This window comes from Adlercreutzia sp. CNCM I-6216 (assembly GCF_977113345.1).
This window is the reverse complement of the sequence record NZ_CDSBIE010000004.1, coordinates 133,832-151,260: the sequence shown is the minus strand read 5'-3', so window position 1 is coordinate 151,260 and position 17,429 is coordinate 133,832. Positions and strand designations below refer to the sequence as shown.

Annotated in this window: 13 protein-coding genes; 4 read left to right on the top strand and 9 right to left on the bottom strand. The window is 63.2% G+C overall.

All coding sequences use genetic code 11. The annotated features are described in order from the left end of the window. Positions 1 to 65: 65 nt before the first annotated feature. Genes ACYVRU_RS05380 through ACYVRU_RS05370 form a run of 3 tightly spaced genes read right to left on the bottom strand, consistent with a single transcriptional unit; the run spans position 66 to position 3,875 of the window. Entirely contained in the window at positions 66 to 632 is a 567-nt protein-coding gene (locus tag ACYVRU_RS05380; RefSeq protein ID WP_114538683.1) for a GNAT family N-acetyltransferase, read from the bottom strand. A 56-nt stretch (positions 633 to 688) separates the two neighbouring features. Further along, entirely contained in the window at positions 689 to 1,507 is an 819-nt protein-coding gene (locus ACYVRU_RS05375; RefSeq protein ID WP_114538682.1) for a protein-ADP-ribose hydrolase, read from the bottom strand. A 22-nt stretch (positions 1,508 to 1,529) separates the two neighbouring features. Then, entirely contained in the window at positions 1,530 to 3,875 is a 2,346-nt protein-coding gene (locus ACYVRU_RS05370; protein WP_461185784.1) for a leucine-rich repeat domain-containing protein, read from the bottom strand. A gap of 304 nt (positions 3,876 to 4,179) precedes the next feature. Between ACYVRU_RS05370 and ACYVRU_RS05365 the strand changes: the two genes are divergently transcribed. After that, a complete protein-coding gene (locus ACYVRU_RS05365) occupies positions 4,180 to 5,724 on the top strand; it encodes a vWA domain-containing protein (protein ID WP_227069857.1) in 1,545 nt (514 codons plus the stop codon). Beyond that, complete coding sequence (locus ACYVRU_RS05360; RefSeq protein ID WP_114538679.1) at positions 5,721 to 7,244, top strand: ATP-binding protein; 1,524 nt, start codon at positions 5,721 to 5,723, stop codon at positions 7,242 to 7,244. Before ACYVRU_RS05365 ends, ACYVRU_RS05360 begins: the two co-directional genes overlap by 4 nt. 194 nt (positions 7,245 to 7,438) lie before the next feature. Here ACYVRU_RS05360 and nrfD read toward each other — a convergent pair whose 3' ends face one another. From nrfD to ACYVRU_RS05340, 4 genes are read right to left on the bottom strand one after another with little or no spacing between them, the layout of a single operon-like run. Beyond that, the gene (gene nrfD / locus ACYVRU_RS05355; RefSeq protein ID WP_022738490.1) at positions 7,439 to 8,305 is read right to left on the bottom strand and encodes an NrfD/PsrC family molybdoenzyme membrane anchor subunit; all 867 of its coding nucleotides are present in this window, start codon (positions 8,303 to 8,305) and stop codon (positions 7,439 to 7,441) included. 6 nt (positions 8,306 to 8,311) lie between these two features. After that, positions 8,312 to 8,848 (bottom strand): 4Fe-4S dicluster domain-containing protein, encoded by a 537-nt coding sequence (locus ACYVRU_RS05350; RefSeq protein WP_022738487.1) that lies wholly within the window; start codon positions 8,846 to 8,848, stop codon positions 8,312 to 8,314. Beyond that, a complete protein-coding gene (locus ACYVRU_RS05345; protein WP_114538834.1) occupies positions 8,848 to 11,040 on the bottom strand; it encodes a molybdopterin-containing oxidoreductase family protein in 2,193 nt (730 codons plus the stop codon). Before ACYVRU_RS05345 ends, ACYVRU_RS05350 begins: the two co-directional genes overlap by 1 nt. Before the next feature lie 57 nt (positions 11,041 to 11,097). Next, positions 11,098 to 11,805: a molecular chaperone TorD family protein gene (locus ACYVRU_RS05340; RefSeq protein ID WP_114538678.1), complete on the bottom strand. Its 708-nt coding sequence runs from the start codon at positions 11,803 to 11,805 to the stop codon at positions 11,098 to 11,100. Positions 11,806 to 11,963: 158 nt separating this feature from the next. Here ACYVRU_RS05340 and ACYVRU_RS05335 point away from each other — a divergent pair, with 158 nt between their 5' ends. Continuing rightward, positions 11,964 to 13,610, top strand: a complete 1,647-nt coding sequence (locus tag ACYVRU_RS05335) for a helix-turn-helix domain-containing protein (RefSeq protein WP_227069861.1) — start codon at positions 11,964 to 11,966, stop codon at positions 13,608 to 13,610. A gap of 462 nt (positions 13,611 to 14,072) precedes the next feature. Then, positions 14,073 to 15,536, top strand: coding sequence for a S1C family serine protease (locus ACYVRU_RS05330; protein WP_181815483.1), 1,464 nt, complete (start codon positions 14,073 to 14,075; stop codon positions 15,534 to 15,536). A 222-nt stretch (positions 15,537 to 15,758) separates the two neighbouring features. Here the strand turns inward: ACYVRU_RS05330 and ACYVRU_RS05325 are convergent, their stop codons facing one another. After that, complete coding sequence (locus ACYVRU_RS05325; protein ID WP_114538677.1) at positions 15,759 to 16,652, bottom strand: electron transfer flavoprotein subunit alpha/FixB family protein; 894 nt, start codon at positions 16,650 to 16,652, stop codon at positions 15,759 to 15,761. Between the two features lie 14 nt (positions 16,653 to 16,666). Continuing rightward, on the bottom strand, positions 16,667 to 17,425 hold the full coding sequence (locus ACYVRU_RS05320; RefSeq protein ID WP_114538676.1) for an adenine nucleotide alpha hydrolase family protein: 759 nt from the start codon (positions 17,423 to 17,425) through the stop codon (positions 16,667 to 16,669). Positions 17,426 to 17,429 lie beyond the last annotated feature (4 nt).

Here is a 17,429-nt window from a genome sequence, read left to right as displayed (position 1 = left end):
AACCCCGCCTGCGCCGAACTGTCACGGCGCCGTTGAAGACTTGCGCGAGAATGCGTTTGCGAACGCTACAGCGCCAACTCGTACATAGCCACCTGGATGTCGCCGAGGGCCGGGTAGTGCACGGTCCACTCGCCCTTGTCCTCGAAACCGCACGACTCGTAGAGGCCGCGGCCGCGTACGTTGTGGGGGAAGGTGTCGAGGCGTAGAGCCACCAGGCCCTGGGCTCGGGCGATGTCAGCGGCACCATTCACGAGCTGGCGACCGAAGCCCCGGCCGTGGAAGGCCGGCAACGTGGCCACCACATGCAGGACGCCTACCTGTTCGGGCGCAGCATCCACGGCCCAGGGAACGGCGTTGTAACCGGGGGCGCCTTCATGATTAACCACCATGGCCGAGGCAATGATGGGCTCGGACTCACCGCCTTCGGAGACCACTTCAACCTCTTCTGCGGGCAGCAGCCCCACGATCAGCTGGGCCGCCTCCAACGACTCACGCAAGAACGCCGGCGAGGGATGCACGCCATGCTGCCACTGCACGTCGAAATCGGTGCCCTGCATCTCGTCGATCATCGTCGTGTAGAACGCAAGCACCGCATCGAACTCATCGGGCCGCGCCACGCGCACTTCCAACATCGCCGCTCCCTTCTTCATCGGATTCGAGTGAAGACAGTATAGCGTTACGATGCCACCTACAGTCCGAGCAACGGGCGGTACAGCGACTCGTCGGTTTCGGAGAAGACGTTGAACACCACGGTCATGGGCACATCGGGATGCTCGTTAAGCCAGCGGCGCACCGTAGCGACGGCGATGGAGGCCGCCTCTTCCTGCGGGAACCCGAACACACCCGTGGAGATGCAGCAGAAAGCGATGCTGGAAAGCCCCGCCTTGGCCGTCGCGTCCAGGCACGCGCGATAGCACTCGGCCAGCTGACGGCGGTGCGTATCGGTGGGACGTCCGTTGGCGATGGGCCCCACCGTGTGGATAACGTAGCGCGCGGGCAGGTTGTAGCCGTCGGTCACCTTGGCCTGGGACGTTGGCTCCGGGTGCCCCTGCGCTGCCATGAGGTTCGCACAAGCCGCACGCAATTGCACACCGGCGAAAGTGTGGATGGCGTTGTCGATGCAGTAGTGTAGCGGCGCCCAGCAGCCGGTCATGCCGGAGTTGGCGGCGTTCACGATGGCGTCTGCGGCCAAGGTGGTGATGTCGCCGCGCCACAAGCGTAGGCGCGGGTCGGTTGGCGACGGGGTCGTGTCGGCCAAGGTCGCCACACCCGCCTCGGCGATGAGCCCCTGCAGCAGTTCGTCCTGGGTCGCGAGGAACTCGCCGGGCGCGGGCCACGGAGGCCGCACGTTTACAAGTGATCGGAACGCAAGCCACAGCGCCTCGGTCGAAGCGCTTGCCAGGCCGCCCTGAGCCGCATCGGCCGCCGCGGGCGGCAGAGCGCACCCATGCGCCTTGCCCTCTTCGACGAGGTATTCCACCAAATATTGCAACAGTTTGCGATCCATAGATTCGCCTCCCTCACAGCACCTATAGCGCGAAGCGGTCGCGGGCGCGCTTGGGGGCGGTGGCACGCGTGGCCTCGGCGCGGTCGTGCTGCCAGTTCATGAGGAACAGCACACAGTCGGTGCGGTTGCTGGCGCGCAGGCGCTCGATCTGGCGATCGAACAGCTCGACATCGTTCAAGAACCCGGCATCGGCCAGAGCGCGCACCATGGCGATGTCCCCCTCACGCGCCACATACTGCACGGCCTCCGCCGCACGCTCACGCAGCGCTTCCACAATGCGATCGCGCATCTCGGGCGCCAAGCGGAAAGGCGCCGCCACGCGGTGGAGCAGGGCTCCCAGATGATCAGGCAAGCCGCGCCCCACCAGCAATTGGTCATCGTAGCGGGCGAAGTCGAAGGGGATGCCATCCTCGACGTCTTCCAAAAAGCAACTTATGAGCTGGTCGGACGTGATATGCACCACCGCATCAGCCGCAGCCAGGCGCACGATGGCGTATTCGAAGCTGCCCTCGCCGATGCTGGTGACGCTCGCGGGGATGAGCACGGGGCCGACCAGCGTGCGCGAGCAGAAGCAGTGGGCACCGATGGTGCGTAAGCCTTCGGGAAGCATGAGCTTACGCGTGCCCTTGCAGGCGTTGTCATCGCGCACCTCACGCACCGTATCGGGGATGACCAACGTCGCTGGCGCCGTGATGAGCGCGCGCTCGGCGATGAGCGTCAGCGGTGCGCCTTCCACCTCGCGCGGCAAAGCCAGGCGATCGGTGGCAGAAACCGGCGCCACCATGGCGCTCGCTGCGTTCGCCGCGGCCTCGCGAGCCGACACCGCCGTCGCGCCTCTCATGCGGGCATGGGCCGCCGACGAGAACTGGCGCGAGGGGGAATCGGGGGCCGGAGGACCCGCCACCAGATGAGCCTCACGCGAACCGTTTTCCGCAGCGACGCTGGGCTCCTTCGCAACGCCGTCCTCCCGCGCGAAGCCATCCTTTTCTGCGGGGTCGTTTCCTTCTGCAAACCCGTACCAGCACTGGTTTTTTTCCACGGCCTGAAAATCAGTGACACGACCTCCGCAGCGCGCGACAATGCGCGCAAGCGCCGCTGGATCGCTGGCCCGCCAAAGCGTCTCGGGGTTCATCGAGCCGTCCACGCGCTCCAGCGAGTCGGGCACATCGATGACGCGCGGCGGCGGGCATCCTTTCGCGAAGGCGGCGGCGCTCATGACGCGCACGCCATCAGGGACCACAAAATGCTCGGCATAAGGTGCCGAGGCGAAGATGAGGCGGAAGGGGGCCATCGTCTCGCTCGAGAAAAGGCGCGCATCGCCAGCGCCCAACCTCTCGCTGTGCCCACCGCCCAGACGCTCGAGCAGACAATCCTCCTTTATCGCATAGCATTTGTTGACAGGGCTCACCAGGTAGCGACGCGCCTCGAGCCGAGGGTTGGGCAGAGCCATGTCCAGCGGGGACGGGTCGTACGTGCGCACGCCCGCGCCCAGGTACACCACTTCGGCACTTACGGCATTGAACGCCTGAGAGCCCACCACTTCCACGGTGTCAGGCACCACTAGCAAGCGAACCTGGGCGCCACTCGTAAAGCGTCGGGAAAAAGCCTCTGAGGCGATGCGCACCACGGGCACATCGTCGATAAACGACGGCACCACAACGATCAAGCCGTCGGCCCGAAGACCGTGCTCGGCAAGCTTTCCCAGGTGCACGGCGGAAACCGCGTAGCCCTCGCCATCGCGTCGCACCGTTATGGGAACGTTGGTGGCAAAGTACGTCTCTTCACTTTGCGATGTTTCACGGTCGGATAGCGATGTTTCACGAGCTGTTAGAAGCGTTTCACGGTTTTGCGATGTTTCACGCTTTTGGGTTTCGCGCGCATTTTCGCAAGACGGATCCTTCGCTTCCTCTTTCGGCTGCCAGCGCAGCGTTTGCCCCAAGGTCCACAGCTCGTGGGGCGACAGCTTGCGCGCTGGCGCTGCCGCCGCTGCTGCGCCAGTGCCAGCAGCCGCCTCTCCGATGGCCTGTCCGACTGCGCTTGCTGTTGGCCCCTCCCCCTCTTCCCCGCGCACAGCACTGCCGATAATGCCCATGCGCTCCTCATCAGTTATACCCATGCCGAGCGCACCTACGATGAGCAGATCTCCGTCGGTGCCATCAAGCTCCTCGGTTTCATCGAGGGCCGCATCGTGCACCCAGGGCTTGTAGGGAGCCAGCTGGGGCCGCCAGTTCTCCCCCTCGATGGGGTGCCCCGGTTCCTCAATCGTCACGTCGGCCAGAGTTAAATGAAGCGGATTTTCTTGCACCCGCGCAATGAGATCGTCAAGAGAAGAAGTTGCGTCGCGAAAGACCAGAGCAGTGGCGTCCATAATTTTGTGCACCTTCCCAATTTCGATGCCCAAGGGCTGTTTACCCCGCGTAATCCCCATGCTACACTACAGCGCAAAGAGGCACAATGACAAAAGAATCGCCATTTTTGGTCACAAAATCGACTTCTGGGTTTCTTTGAGAGGGAATTACGGACAGCGAAACCCACAACAGTATTGGATCTTATCCAAATATATCGAATATCAATAAGTGAGTGAGTCTTTCCGGCAGGAGAAAAACCCAGAACTCGACTTTGTGACCAAAAATGTCGAAATGTTTGTAGCTCGAGTCGCGAAAGGAGGGGCCGTGCACGAAAGCGAGATAGAGGCGCTGGCCCTCGACGCGCTCGGCCTGGTGCGCAACGAGCTCCTCGTGAGCCTGCGCTTCATGAGCGCGGCGTTCGCCCGACTCGCGCCCCTGCCCATCCCCGGCGCTACGCTCGCCACCGATGGCGCGCATTTGCGGTTCGACCCCGTCACCTGGGCGCGCACCTACGCCGCCGATCCGGCCGAAGCTTCTCGCGCCTACCTGCACACGGTGCTCCACTGTGTGTTTCTGCACCTCTACCCTGGCGAGGGCATCGATCCCGATCTGTGGGACATCGCCTGCGACATGGTGGTGGAATCGGTGATCGATCAGCTCGATCTTCCCGCCACGCGCACGCCACAAGCGGCAGCCTCGCGTCCCGAGCTGGAGCGCATGGCCGAAGAGGCCGGCCTCATGACTGCCGAGCGTGTCTACGCCGCCCTGCGCGACCAACGCGCCGCCGGCGCAACCGACGACGAGCTCGCCCGCCTCGGCGCTCGTTTCCACGTGGACGACCATCGCCCCTGGCATGCCGTCATCATTGCCGAAGGAGAAGACGCATCGGGCAAGACGGGCGAGGCAACCGAAGGCGAGGGTCGCACGAGCGCTCCCGCCGCCAAGGCCGATACTTCCGGCACCGACATGGACATCCCCGATGAGGCCGCCGACGTTCCCTATTCCCACAAGGCGCACCGAGCGATGGACGCCGCCGACATCACCCAAAAGGACGCGCCCGAGAACGCCGCCCGCGCCATTGGCGAGCGCTTCGCCGACACCGTGCAGCTCGACCGCTCCCGCGAGCAATGGGAAAACGCGGCGCTGGAGATGGGCATCCAGCTGGACGCCTACGCGAAGCTGTGGGGCATCGAGGGATCGAATCTCGCCATGAACCTGCGCAAAGTGACCCGCGAAAAGCACGATTATCGGGCCTTCCTGCGCAAGTTCGCCCGCATGGGCGAGCAGATCCGCGTGAACGACGACGAGTTCGATTACGTGTTCTACACCTACGGCCTTGAGTTATACGGCAACCTGCCACTCGTGGAACCAGTGGAATTTGCCGAGGAGAAGCGCATCCGCGACTTCGTCATCGCCATCGACACCTCGGCCTCCACCAAAGACGGCCTCGTGCGGCGGTTCATCGAGCGCACCTATTCCATCCTGGCCGACGAGACGAGCTTCTTCTCGCGCATGAACGTGCTCATCGTGCAGTGCGACGCCGCCATTACCGACGTCGCGCGCATCACCTGCCTGCGCGATTTGGAAGACTATCTGGAAAATCCCACCATCAAGGGCCTGGGGGGCACCGATTTCCGTCCCGTGTTCGCCTACGTGGACGAGGCGCTCGCGTCCGGCGAGCTGAACGACCTGGGCGGACTCATCTACTTCACCGACGGCCAGGGCACCTATCCTGCACGTCGTCCCGCCTATGAAACCGCCTTCGTGTTCCTCGATTCCGACGATGCCGCCGCCTCGGCGCCCGTGCCCCCCTGGGCCATGAAAGTTATCCTGGATGAAACCTTCGTGCTAGAAGAGGAGCCACTATGAACATCCGCGAAGCAAAACAGCAGATCAAAAACGCCATGATTGCCTATTTCACTAAAGACGAGTTCGGCAACTATCTTCTGCCGCCCGAGCGCCAACGTCCGGTGTTCCTGCTGGGCGCGCCGGGCATCGGCAAGACGGCCATCATGGAGCAAATCGCCCAAGAACTGGAAGTGGGATTCGTGTCCTACTCCATGACCCACCATACCCGCCAAAGCGCGCTAGGCCTGCCGTTCATCGCGACGAAAACCTATGACGGCGTGGAATACCAGGTGTCCGAATACACCATGAGCGAGATCATCGCCTCGGTCTATGAGGCGATGGAGGCCACGGGGCGCCGCGAGGGCATTCTGTTCCTCGACGAGATCAACTGCGTATCGGAGACGCTCACGCCGGCCATGCTGCAGTTTCTGCAATACAAGATCTTCGGCCGCCATGCCGTGCCCGACGGCTGGATCGTCGTGACGGCCGGCAACCCGCCCGAGTACAACCGCACGGCCCACGACTTCGACATCGCCACGTGGGATCGCCTCAAGCGCATCGAGGTTGAGCCCGACTTCGATGTGTGGCGCGAGTTCGCCGTATCGACCGAGGTGCATCCCGCGGTCATCACCTACCTGGACATCGAGCGGTCCCACTTCTACGCCGTTGAGGCCACGCCCGACGGCGCGTCGTTCGTGACGGCCCGCGGCTGGGACGACCTGTCGGCGATGATCAAGCTCTACGAGGCCCAGGGGCTCACCGTTGATGAGCTGCTCGTGGAGCAGTATGTGCAAAACGGCGAGATCGCAAAGCGATTCGCCATGTACTACGACCTGTTCACGAAGTACCGCAGCGACTATCAGATCGATCGTATCTTGAACGGCAGCGCCGATGCCGGCCTGGCCGAGCGGGCCGCGGCGGCGCCCTTCGACGAGCGCGTGGCCGTCATGGGGCTTATCGTGGACGCCACGGTGAGCTGCTTGCGCGAGGCGGTTATGGAAGAGAAAGCAGCCGCGTTCGCTCATAGCGTGTTGGCCGATTTGAAGGAGCGCCTGGCCGCCGAAGGCGTGGCCGAAGACGCCGATGCGAGCGCGCTCATCCGCGCCACGACCACCGAGCTGGCACGCACCCGCGACACCGAACGGGCCGCGAGCCTGCTTTCCGACGAGCGCTACCGCTCCTTCGAGCGAACCATCAGTCTTCTTGACGAGGTGCTGCGCACAGGAGCCGATACGCCCGAGGGCGCCACGTTCAACCTGCTGCGCGAGCGCTTCAACGAGCGGCTCGACGAGCTGGACGCGGCCATCGACGAGGCGACGGCCGCCCTCGATAACGTGTTCAAGTTCGTGGAAGAGGCCTTCGGCGAGGGCCAGGAGATGCTCATGCTGGTGACCGACTTGTCCGTGAGCCGCGCCGGCATGGCCTTCATCAACGACCACGGGTGCGACCGCTACTTCGCCCACAACCAGAGTCTCCAGTTCTACGAGCGCGGTCACGACCTGGCCGCCCGCATCGACCGCATCACACTGGAAGAGGAGTAGCCCCCAGCGCGACCGCAGCGCCTTGCCCCGGCAAAGGATCCAAGCCACAGCAAGAGCAAGGCCGCGATCCCGGAAGGACCACGGCCTTGCCGCAGGCGACGCGTCGCCTATGGGAGAAAGCCCCGGGGCGCCCGATCACCCGGCGAGCGCCGCCATCGCGCTACGAGCACAGCACCGGCAGCGCCGCCATCTCGCTACAGGTACAGCACCGGTAGAGCCGCCAGAATGACCAGCAGACGCAGCATGAAACCACCCACAAGGACACCGCCCTCGCCGATGACGCTCACTACCATAGAGGTGGTGGAGGTCTCCACCTTTCGCGTGACAAACACCGGGTAGCCCTCGATGGCAAACGGCGCCACCAGGCCAAGCAGCACCAGACCGCCCCAGAACATTGGCGCGTACTGGCCCGACACGAGCGAGGCAACCGATGCGGCGCCCTCGGGACTGCCCGAGCTCACGATGATGAGCATGGTTGCAAGCACCACCATCTCGATAGCCGACAGAATCACGTGGCTCTTCTTGATGAGCCACATCTGCTCGAAGCGCTCACGATCGGTGATAAGGCCCACCAAGCTCGTAGCCGCCAGACCCGCCGACAGAGCCGACACCACGAACAGCACCGGCAAAATGGCGTTGTTCCACAGCGGGTAGGCGCTCACGACCCCCAGTAGAAAGCCGGTGTAGGCCGCCACGCAGAACGCGGATACGATACCTGTCCAGGTGAGCCACTTCGGCACCGGGCGACGCAGCACCTCAAGCAGCGCCGCGGCAATGGACACCGGCATGAACACGCAGATGAAGTACACGCCCAGCGTCATCACCGAGCCCGGGTTCATAATAAGATAGAAGAACCGCAGCGGGTTGTGCAGCCCGGCCTCGGCGTCCAACATGAGCATGAGCAGACCGATGCCCAGAAAGATGGGCGAGATAATGCGGCCCGCGACGCGCATCTTCACGCTGTCGGGATACTTCGCCTCCACAAAGGCTGAAGTGAGGAAGGCGCCGGCCGATGCGCCCGCCAAAAACAGGTACCAAGCGATCATAGATCCCCAAACCATTGATCATCACCTCACGTAGTAGATTTTCGCGGTGGTCAGGTCGCCCGCCAGCGGCTGGGCATTGGTGCGAGCGATTTCCTGGCAGATCTCGCTCTGCGGATCGTCCAGGTCGCCAAACAGGCGAGCGCCGGAGATGCAGGTGCCCACGCAACGCGGCGGGTTGCCCGGCTCGCCCTCGTACCAGCAGAAGCGGCATTTCTCGATAACGCCGGTCTTCTTAATCTGGATGCGGGCGCCGTAGGGGCAGGCGGCCATGCAGTACTTGCAGCCGATGCACCGTTCCTCGTCTACCAGCACCACGCCCGAGTCGGTCGTATAGGTGGCATGGGTGGGACACACCGCCTCGCAGGGAGCGTCCTCGCAGTGCATGCACTGCACCGGCACCACTTCCGCATACACGTTGGGGTAGACCCCCTGCTCCATCTCGTCGAATTTGATGAACGCCTCATCGGACTCGAGCCCGTTCACCATCTGACAGGCCACGCGGCAGGCGTAGCAGCCAACGCACTTCTTCGTGTTGATGAGCATTCCGTAACGGGCCATCAGCCTTCCACCTTCCTAACCTTCACCGCTACCTCCTGGCTCATGGTGGAGCCTACGCCAGGTTCCAAATGCAGCGGAACGAAATCCATCATGTTGAGACCAAAGCCCTGGGCCCGAGTGAGATAGGGCGATGTGCCGCCGTAATGGGTGGGCAGAAACAGCACACCGGGCTTCAAGCGCTCGGTCACCTTCACAGCTACCTGGCCCGAGCACTCGCTGGAGGAAAGCTCCACCGTATCGCCGTCGGCAATGCCCAGATCAGCGGCATCGGAGGCAGCCATCCAGAGTCGCTCAAGCTGATATTCCCGGGAGATGGCGTTCAGCGCCTCCAGATTCAGCGTCATGGTGTGGGAGTGGATACCCTGCTTGCCGCCGATGAGGAAGAACTCGCCCTCGGCCGGCTCCACCAGACGCGGCACGTAGCCGATAACCGGGTTCAAGCCCGCTTCCGCCACCTTCGCCGAGGCGAACTGGAACTTCTCCGTCGGAGTCTTGAACGTCGGCGTGCCGAATGCGAAGCCGGGGTCAGCCAATTCCACGATACCCGCCTCACGCACCGCATCGAGCGAGGTGCCCACGCTGGCCAGCTGCGCGTCGGCCAGCTCTTCCACCGTGAAGGGGAAGTACTGTCCCACGCCGCATGCCTCGGCTAGGGCGGTGAAGATCTCGTCGCAAGGGCGCGTTTCGGGATGGATGCGCTCGATGATGGGAGTGCGCAGAGCCACATAGTGTTTCTTGCCGCCGATGAACTCGGGCAGCTCCAGGCGCTCCAGCACTGTGCACTCGGGCAGCACGTAGTCCGACGCCAAAGCGGTCTCGCTCATTTGCACGTCAATAGTCACCACAAGCTTTGCCTGGGAAAGCGCCTCGCGCCACTTTGCCGGCTGCGCATACCCCTGCACGGCGTTGGAGTTGTAGAAGAACACGCCTTGGATGACGCCGTCGGCGCAGCCGTTCAGCACGGCCAGGTTGGTGCCGGTGCCCGAGAGCGCCAGCGGGTACTCGGCGTCGCCCAAACGCTTGGCGGCCGGCTTGGGCACCTCGGGGAACTTCACCGGATCCACGTCGCCCACCTTGGGCGAAGAGGTGATGAGCGCTCCGCCCTTCTGCCCCCAGCAGCCAAGAAGCGCATTCACGGCGCACACCGCGCGAGCCGTCTCGAAGGAGTTTTGATAGGCGCAGCCGAACGCTGCCCGCCAGGAAGGCTCGATAGCGCAGGCCGGTGCGGCGGCGGCCAGCGACTCGGCGATTTCCACGATGGTATCGGCCGGCACATCGCAGATGCCCTCGGCCCATTCCGGCGTGTACTCGGTCACTTGAGCAGCGAACTCCGGGAAGCCCACGGCGGACTGCTCAACGAACGCGTGATCGTACAGGTCGCGCGTCACCAGCACGTTCGCGATGCCGAGCAGGAACGCGATATCAGCGCCGGGCCTGATAGGCACCCAGTCAGTAGCAAAGACGCCGGTGTTGTTCAGGCGCGGATCCACGATGACCACCCGCGCCCCGCCCTCGGCCGCTCCGGCCAAGCTCTTCACCGAGGAGGGACGGATGCCATCGCCATAGCTGCGGCCGATGAACACCACCATTTTGGTGTTGGGGAAGTCCACCGAGAAGTTCTGGGCTCCCGTGGCTTCCTGAATACCGCTCTCTTTCGACAGATTGCAGGCAGCGGCATGGGTATACACGTTGGGTGAGCCGAGCGCGTTCATGAAGCGCTTGCTGTAGTACTTGCCCGAGGGGCGCGGATCTTGGATGATGGCCAGCGCCTCGGGGCCGGCCTCGGCGATGATCTCCTGCACCTTCGCGCCAATTTCGGACAGAGCGTCATCCCAGCTGATAGGGGCGAAGCTGCCGTCGGCGGCGCGCTTCATAGGCTGAGTCAGCCGGCCGTCGGAATAGGCCCACTGAGCCGCGCCGTGACCGCGACCGCAGAGCGTTCCCTTGGAATAGGGGTGCTCCTTCATGCCCTCGACGGTCCACAACCGCCCGTCGAGAGCGGTGGCGATCAGGCCGCACTTGCTGGAGCAGCCGTTGCACAGCGATGCGCCCTGAATCTTGACCGCGCCCGTGGCGGCGGCCTCGGCCTGCTCGGCCCGCCACGCGGCCACCGAGCAAGTGCCCACAGCAGCCAGCGCAGCGGTGGCGGCGGTACCCTTCAGGAAGGTTCGCCTGGTGGGATTGCAGTGCATTAAAGCCTCCTTCTCTTGCATATCTGCTTTCTCCTTGTCTGGGGAAGTCCTCGGTTTTTACCGAAGGGACACGGATAGGTCTCGGACGGCCGCCGCGAGAGCTACCGCCAGCTCGCGCCCATGGGCCAGAGCGCGAGCCAGCTCGTCGGTACGAGCCGAGGGGGGCGCCGACGAGAGCGCGGCCGCATGGGCGAGCAAGGTTTGCTCGTAAGCGTCCAGCCAGTCGAAATGCTCGGACAACAGCGCAAGAGCAGCCTCATGGTTTCCCGCATCGACGCACAGGGCCACCACCTCGGTCATGAGCGTCACATGGTCGGGCATGGCGCAAAACTCCATCGGCACCTCAAGTTCGAGAGCGCGATAAAGGGCCCGCATGTGCTGGGCGCTGTCACCGAGGAGCAGATGCCGGGCCGCACCAAACTCAGCCGAGACCCCTCTGCGGCGCTCCCGTCCATCGGCCCAAGGCTTATAAAGCGATTCGACGGGCACCGCTGCCGCGGGAGCGCCCAAGGTGAGCACCTCGTTCTCGAGTCGGCAGCGCACGGCGCCCACCGGCGTCGCGGGCGCTATCGCTAAATCGGCCGCTGTCGCACGGGCCGCCTCGTACGCCGCTTCATAGTCATCGCCCCATCGCGAGAACAGAGCTCCAATGGTGCTCAGGTAGGCTGCCTTGGCGCAGACGTTCGCCTGTGCGGCATCGCGCACGACCTCTCTCTCCGATGTTTGCGTGGTCGCACGCGCAGCCCCGCCTCTTGTCTCTTGCATTTCGCACCTCCTTCCGTTGGCGCTCCATGCTAGAATCGTCGGCTATGCGCCATATCATCAGTTTCTGATGATTTATCGAGACGCAAGTCAGTCATAATAGAGGACGCGACAGGGAAACGCCCAGTTCACACTGGCAATGGAGAAGGAGGAGCAGGGCCGTGACAGCAGTCCGCGATGCACCATCGGCCGCTATCGAGCCGCTTCCCCGCTTTCTGCACCTGTGCTATCTCGGCCTCGCGTTTTTCTGGGCCTGCAGCATGCTCACCTTCCGCAGCTCCATCCTGCTCACCGGCGCGGCGGACACGCCCCAGTACAATACGTTGATCGTCGTCGTATCGTTTTTGGCAAACATGACCGTGCTCTTAGGCGTGTCGGCCCTTGTAGAGCGGGCGCCGGAAAATCTGGCGAAACTCTCGCCGTGGCCCTTCTGCGGATGCATCCTTGTCGGCATCGCGGCTATCGGCGGCGCCGGCATATGGTTTGCCGGCCCAGCGCTTTCCGCATCGCTCGTGATCGGCTCGACGCTATGCGGCGTCGGCTTCGGCTACCTATGGGGGAGCTGGGCGGACGTGCTCGGACGCGTGCATCCCTCGCGCACGGCCCTGTATGCCCCGGCGTCGTTCTTGCTCACCACCATCATCTTTCTCGCCGTCGACTCCCTCGCGGCCCTCACTCCCTTTCCGCCCCTTGCGCTCATGGCTCCCCTGCCAATAGCCTCGGTTCTCTGCCTGAAGCGCTGCCGTACCGAGAGCAGCCAGCCGTCGGTCCTCCTCGCGCCCCACCGAACCGAGTCTCAGCGCTACCTGGCGGCTCTCACCACCCTCGTGCCGCTCATCATCGCCGCCCTCGTTTTCTCCTGCCTGTTCGGCTTTATGTGGGAGACCGCCGTGCTCAGCGTGAACTCCGCGAGCACGGCCCATGAACTGCCCCTGGTGCTGAATTTCGTCGTTGCAGTGCTTCTTTTGGCCTTCACGGTTGCCTTGCAGCGGCGAGTAAACCTGTCGCTTGTCTACCAACTGCTTATCCCCATCGCCATCGTGCTGTTCGCGGCGCTGCCGTTTTTCTGGAATGTTCACCCCGTGGTGCTGAACGCAATCATGAGCGCCGTACATGGGGTCTTCGACGTGGTCATCTGGTACCTGGTAGCCACAGCTGCCTACGATTACGCCGTATCGGGCTTCGTTATAGGGGGCCTGGTGAGGGCGCTGTCCATTCTCGCACGGCTCGTGGGCATCGGCATCGGGTATCTGATCATGCTCCTCCCCGAAGTGGCTGGCTACGCTGTAGTGGGCGTGTGCATCGGAGCGGTGTATCTGCTCGTCATCCTGCTATGGTTTCTCTGGCACAACGCCAAACGCTCGGTTCCGGGCGAGGAGGCAGAAGGGAGAATGGCGATTGGCGAGGCGACCGGCGACGGCAACGCGAATCCGCATTCGAGCGTCTCAGATCCATCGTCGGTCTTAGCTGCCCCAACAGCCGTCAAGGCAACCGACAAAGCAGCTGCCGACCCTGCCAGCACCTCTCCCGTTGCGGAGTCCATCAGCACTTCTGCGACCGCCGAGATCGATGGGGCCGAAGCTATTAACAGCGAAGAGGTCGTCTTCGCGCTCCTCGCCGACGACTACGGCCTCACTCGTCGCGAGGCCGAGGTGCTCCCCTACCTCGCCCGCGGCCGCTCCGCAAAGGTCATCGCCGAAGCGCTCTTCGTCTCGGAATCCACCATCCGCACCCACACCCGCCGCATTTTGGAGAAGACCTGCCTGCATTCCAAGCAGGAACTCATCGATCTCGTTGAGAAGTATTAGAAGCCGGCGGAGGGGCGCGCCGCTTGGTGCACCAGCCGACGCGCACCGCCAAGCCGTCTAAAGCCTTGGCGCGACACCACGCGCAACCAGAACCTGCGGCTCTACGAGCGCGGTCATGACCCGGCCGCCCGCATCGGGCGCATCACACTGGAAGAAGAGCGCCTAAAAGCACCATCGATCCGAAATGTGCAAAATGAGCCATTTCTCGTAGCTATTGGCGACAAATGCGAAAAGTTTTCCCTGTTCACGCCAAACGGTTCAAGCCCTCCCGGCACAAAATCCTACGAGAAGTACCCTGTTTTGTGCATTCGAGGCTTCCCCATAATCCGCGGGGACTACTCCCGTTGGTGTATCTGCGTGGGCCGGTCGTGATTAGGGGTTGCCGAGGTCATTGGGACGTGCTGGGCCGTGATAGTGTGCACCCCAGCACATGACCGACCCCCTTTCAGAAGGAGATCACCAATGACCAACTTGAACACCACCCCGAACCCCTTCGGCAAGCATTCCTTCCGTGACAACGCCGTCGACTCCGCCGCGAACCAGACCTACGAGTTCGACATCGACGGCTCTGTGGCCGCCAGCGTCGAGAACACCGCCGCCGCCAAGCCGAAGTTCGGCCGCCGCTCCTTCCTCACCGGATTCGCCGGCGCCGCGCTCGCCTGCATGCTCGCGTTCGGCGTGCAGGGCGCCATCATCGACCCCGCCACCGCCGAGGCCACGGGCACCCCTTCCGCTACCCAGACTGTCATCAACACCAACGATGACGCGACCCTGGCTGAGGCCGTGGCCGCCAAGTGCCTGCCGTCCGTGGTATACGTGGAGACTTACGCCGATGCGGGCGGCCAGCTCCAGGGCTTGGGTACCGGCTCGGGCGTCGTGATGACCGAGGACGGCTACCTCATCACCAACAACCACGTGGTCGACGGCGGCAGCGCCTACAAGGTGACCATCGCCGGCAACACCTACGACGCCGAGCTGGTGGGCACCGACCCCTCCTCCGACGTGGCGGTGTTGAAGGCCAAGGACGCCAGCGGCCTCACCCCCATGGAGATCGGCGATTCGGACAACCTGACCGTCGGCGAGTGGGTCATGACCCTGGGCGCTCCCTTCGGGCTCGAGCAGTCGGTGGCCACGGGCATCGTGTCCGCCACGAGCCGCTCGCAGATCATGGACGCGAGCGAGTCGATGCAGTCCGGCGGCAGCGGCGAGACCACTATCTATCCGAACATGATCCAGACCGACGCGGCCATCAACCCTGGCAACTCCGGTGGCGCGCTCGTGGATGACGAGGGCAAGCTCATCGGTATCAACACGCTGATCACCTCGTATTCGGGCAACTACTCCGGCGTCGGGTTCGCCATCCCCGTGAACTACGCGGTGAACCTCGCCCAGCAGATCATCGCCGGCGAGACCCCGACCCACGCCCAGCTCGGCGTGAGCCTGTCCACGGTGAACGACCAGGCGGCTGCCAGCTACGGCCTCGCGGCCGAGTCCGGCGCCTACGTGGCCGCCGTCTCCCAGGGCTCCGGCGCCGAGGCGGCCGGCCTCCAGGAGGGCGACATCATCACGGCCCTGGACGGCGAGTCGGTGGAAGGTGCCTCCGACCTCATGCTGGCCGTGCGCGGCAAGAACCCCGGCGACACCGTGAAGCTGACGGTGAACCGCAACGGCCAGGAGCAGGAGATTTCCGTCACCCTGGGCGACGACGCCGCCAGCCAGAAAGCGGCTGCCGAGCAGAAGGCCCAGCAGGAGCAGCAGATGCCCGAGCAGGGTCAGGACTTTGACTGGGGCTACGGCGACGGTAACGACTACGGTTACGGCTGGGGCTACGGCGACGGCTACGGCCAGGACGGCGGCAACGGGTACGGCTACGGCGATGGCTACGGCAACGGCCTGAACCTGGACGACCTGTTCGGCCAGCGCTAAGCCACAGCGGAGGCACGCTCGCCCGCACCTGAGCAGCCAACGACAGGGATCCACGATTCCCTTACTCCAGGGGCAGCCTCAAGGCTGCCCCTTTTCGTTGACAGGCGAACACCCGGTTGCTCGACATTGCGAACCTCTATACCAGAGAAAGCGGCCCAAAACCGAAGAAGTGCCCCGGCATAAACCAGGGGCACTTCCCCATTTCGACGTCTACCGTTCTTTCTAAAGCTCGTTCACCAGCAAAGGAAGAACCGTCTGAATGTCACCAACAATGCCATAGTCGCACTGATCGAATACGGCAGCATCGGCATCCTTATTTATAGCAAAGATGGTTCCGGCTCGATCGCAACCGACCATATGCTGCATCTGGCCCGAAAGCCCTGCTGCAACATACACCTTAGGAGCAAGCATGAGCCCAGAGACACCGATGTACGTCTCCCGCGGCAGCCACTTCATATCCTCGGCCAAAGGACGCGTGCAGCCCAAACCAGCCTCCAGCTTGTCACAGAGCGCTCGGGCCATATCAAGATCGGACTCGAGTCCAAAACCTCTTCCGGCGGCAACGACGACATCGGCCTTCTGCAAGTCGACCCCGCTCTTCTCGATGGGCTCGCTCGATAGCACCTTAACTGTGGCACCCGGATCAACCCACGCAAAAGGTTCTTCCTGATTGGCGCCCGATGCTGCAACGCTATCGCCGAAAGCACCTGGCTGCATCAGATAGATGGCGGTCTTGCCGGGCTTTCGCTTTAGGATAGCGGCTCCTCCATAATACATGCTGGAGGCCACATCGCCGTCAAGCTCCATCACGTCGGCAATAGCGCTGGTGCCGCCGTGGAACGCAAGGGCGCCAGCAAGAATGCGCATATGACGCGTAGGCTCTACCAGCACCACATCCGGCCGTACATGATCGAAGATCGCATTGACCGTCGCCGTGGCGTTATCGAGCGAAAGCCCCTCCGGAACCGTCACGCGATAGATAAGATCAGCGCATGAGGGCGGCATCTCCATGTCGCCGAAAGCCACCAGGGCAACCTCATCGGCACCCATGGCCCTCGCACCGGCGCAAAGCTCTTCTGCCGCACCCGGACGCTCAGCTAAAACTAACACTTTCAACGTTTCTCCCCTTTCTAGAGCGCGGCTTTGAGGCTGGCAGCAAAACTCGCAATGGCGCCCTCGTCGCTGACGTGGCAGATCTGCTTCTTGCGCGGCGTCGGCTCAGGCACTTTGCACTCAACCCACTCGACCGTCTCTTCGGAAGCCACGTCCAACGGCGCTACGTGCATCGGCTTCTTTCCTGCTGCTAGAATGTCCTTCATGGACGGAGTCCGAGGAACGGCAACCGATGGCTGCACCGAGATGACGGCGGGCAGAGGCACCTCCACCGTCTCCACCACATCCTCGAGCACGCGCTCGACCACGATACAGCCGTCTCCTGCCTGCAAAAGAGTCGCGCCATTCACGCAGGGGACGTTAAGGGTCGCAGCAAGCTGCGCATCGACCTGCTTTGCGTAGAAATCATCGGATCCATCGCCGCAGATCACAACATCCCAGCCACCAACGTCTTGCAGGGCCAGCGAAAGCGCCTGCGCAGTCGCTCGCGCATCCGCATGCTCCAGAGCGTCGTTCGTGGCAAAGTAGAGCTCGTCAACGCCACGAGATAGAATGTTCTTCTTTACCTTCGACTCGTCAATAGACGCCGGGCCCACCGAAAGAACCTTTACCGTCGATCCTTCTTGGGAGGCAGCAAGCTGAGCCGCGGCCTCAATGGCATTCAGATCATACTCAGACACGACATTGCGAGCATGGCTGAAATCAAGAGCACCGTCATTGCCAGCACGAAGATCTTTGCTATCCGGCAGAATCTTAACTGCAACTACAATACGCATGTGC

Bases quoted from the DNA above. Each gene is read 5' to 3' on its own strand.
- ACYVRU_RS05380 (WP_114538683.1), bottom strand. From the start codon at position 632: ATGTTGGAAGTGCGCGTGGCGCGGCCCGATGAGTTCGATGCGGTGCTT.
- ACYVRU_RS05375 (WP_114538682.1), bottom strand. From the start codon at position 1,507: ATGGATCGCAAACTGTTGCAATATTTGGTGGAATACCTCGTCGAAGAG.
- ACYVRU_RS05370 (WP_461185784.1), bottom strand. From the start codon at position 3,875: ATGGACGCCACTGCTCTGGTCTTTCGCGACGCAACTTCTTCTCTTGAC.
- ACYVRU_RS05360 (WP_114538679.1), top strand. From the start codon at position 5,721: ATGAACATCCGCGAAGCAAAACAGCAGATCAAAAACGCCATGATTGCC.
- nrfD (WP_022738490.1), bottom strand. From the start codon at position 8,305: ATGGTTTGGGGATCTATGATCGCTTGGTACCTGTTTTTGGCGGGCGCA.
- ACYVRU_RS05350 (WP_022738487.1), bottom strand. From the start codon at position 8,848: ATGGCCCGTTACGGAATGCTCATCAACACGAAGAAGTGCGTTGGCTGC.
- ACYVRU_RS05345 (WP_114538834.1), bottom strand. From the start codon at position 11,040: ATGCACTGCAATCCCACCAGGCGAACCTTCCTGAAGGGTACCGCCGCC.
- ACYVRU_RS05340 (WP_114538678.1), bottom strand. From the start codon at position 11,805: ATGCAAGAGACAAGAGGCGGGGCTGCGCGTGCGACCACGCAAACATCG.
- ACYVRU_RS05330 (WP_181815483.1), top strand. From the start codon at position 14,073: ATGACCAACTTGAACACCACCCCGAACCCCTTCGGCAAGCATTCCTTC.
- ACYVRU_RS05320 (WP_114538676.1), bottom strand. From the start codon at position 17,425: ATGCGTATTGTAGTTGCAGTTAAGATTCTGCCGGATAGCAAAGATCTT.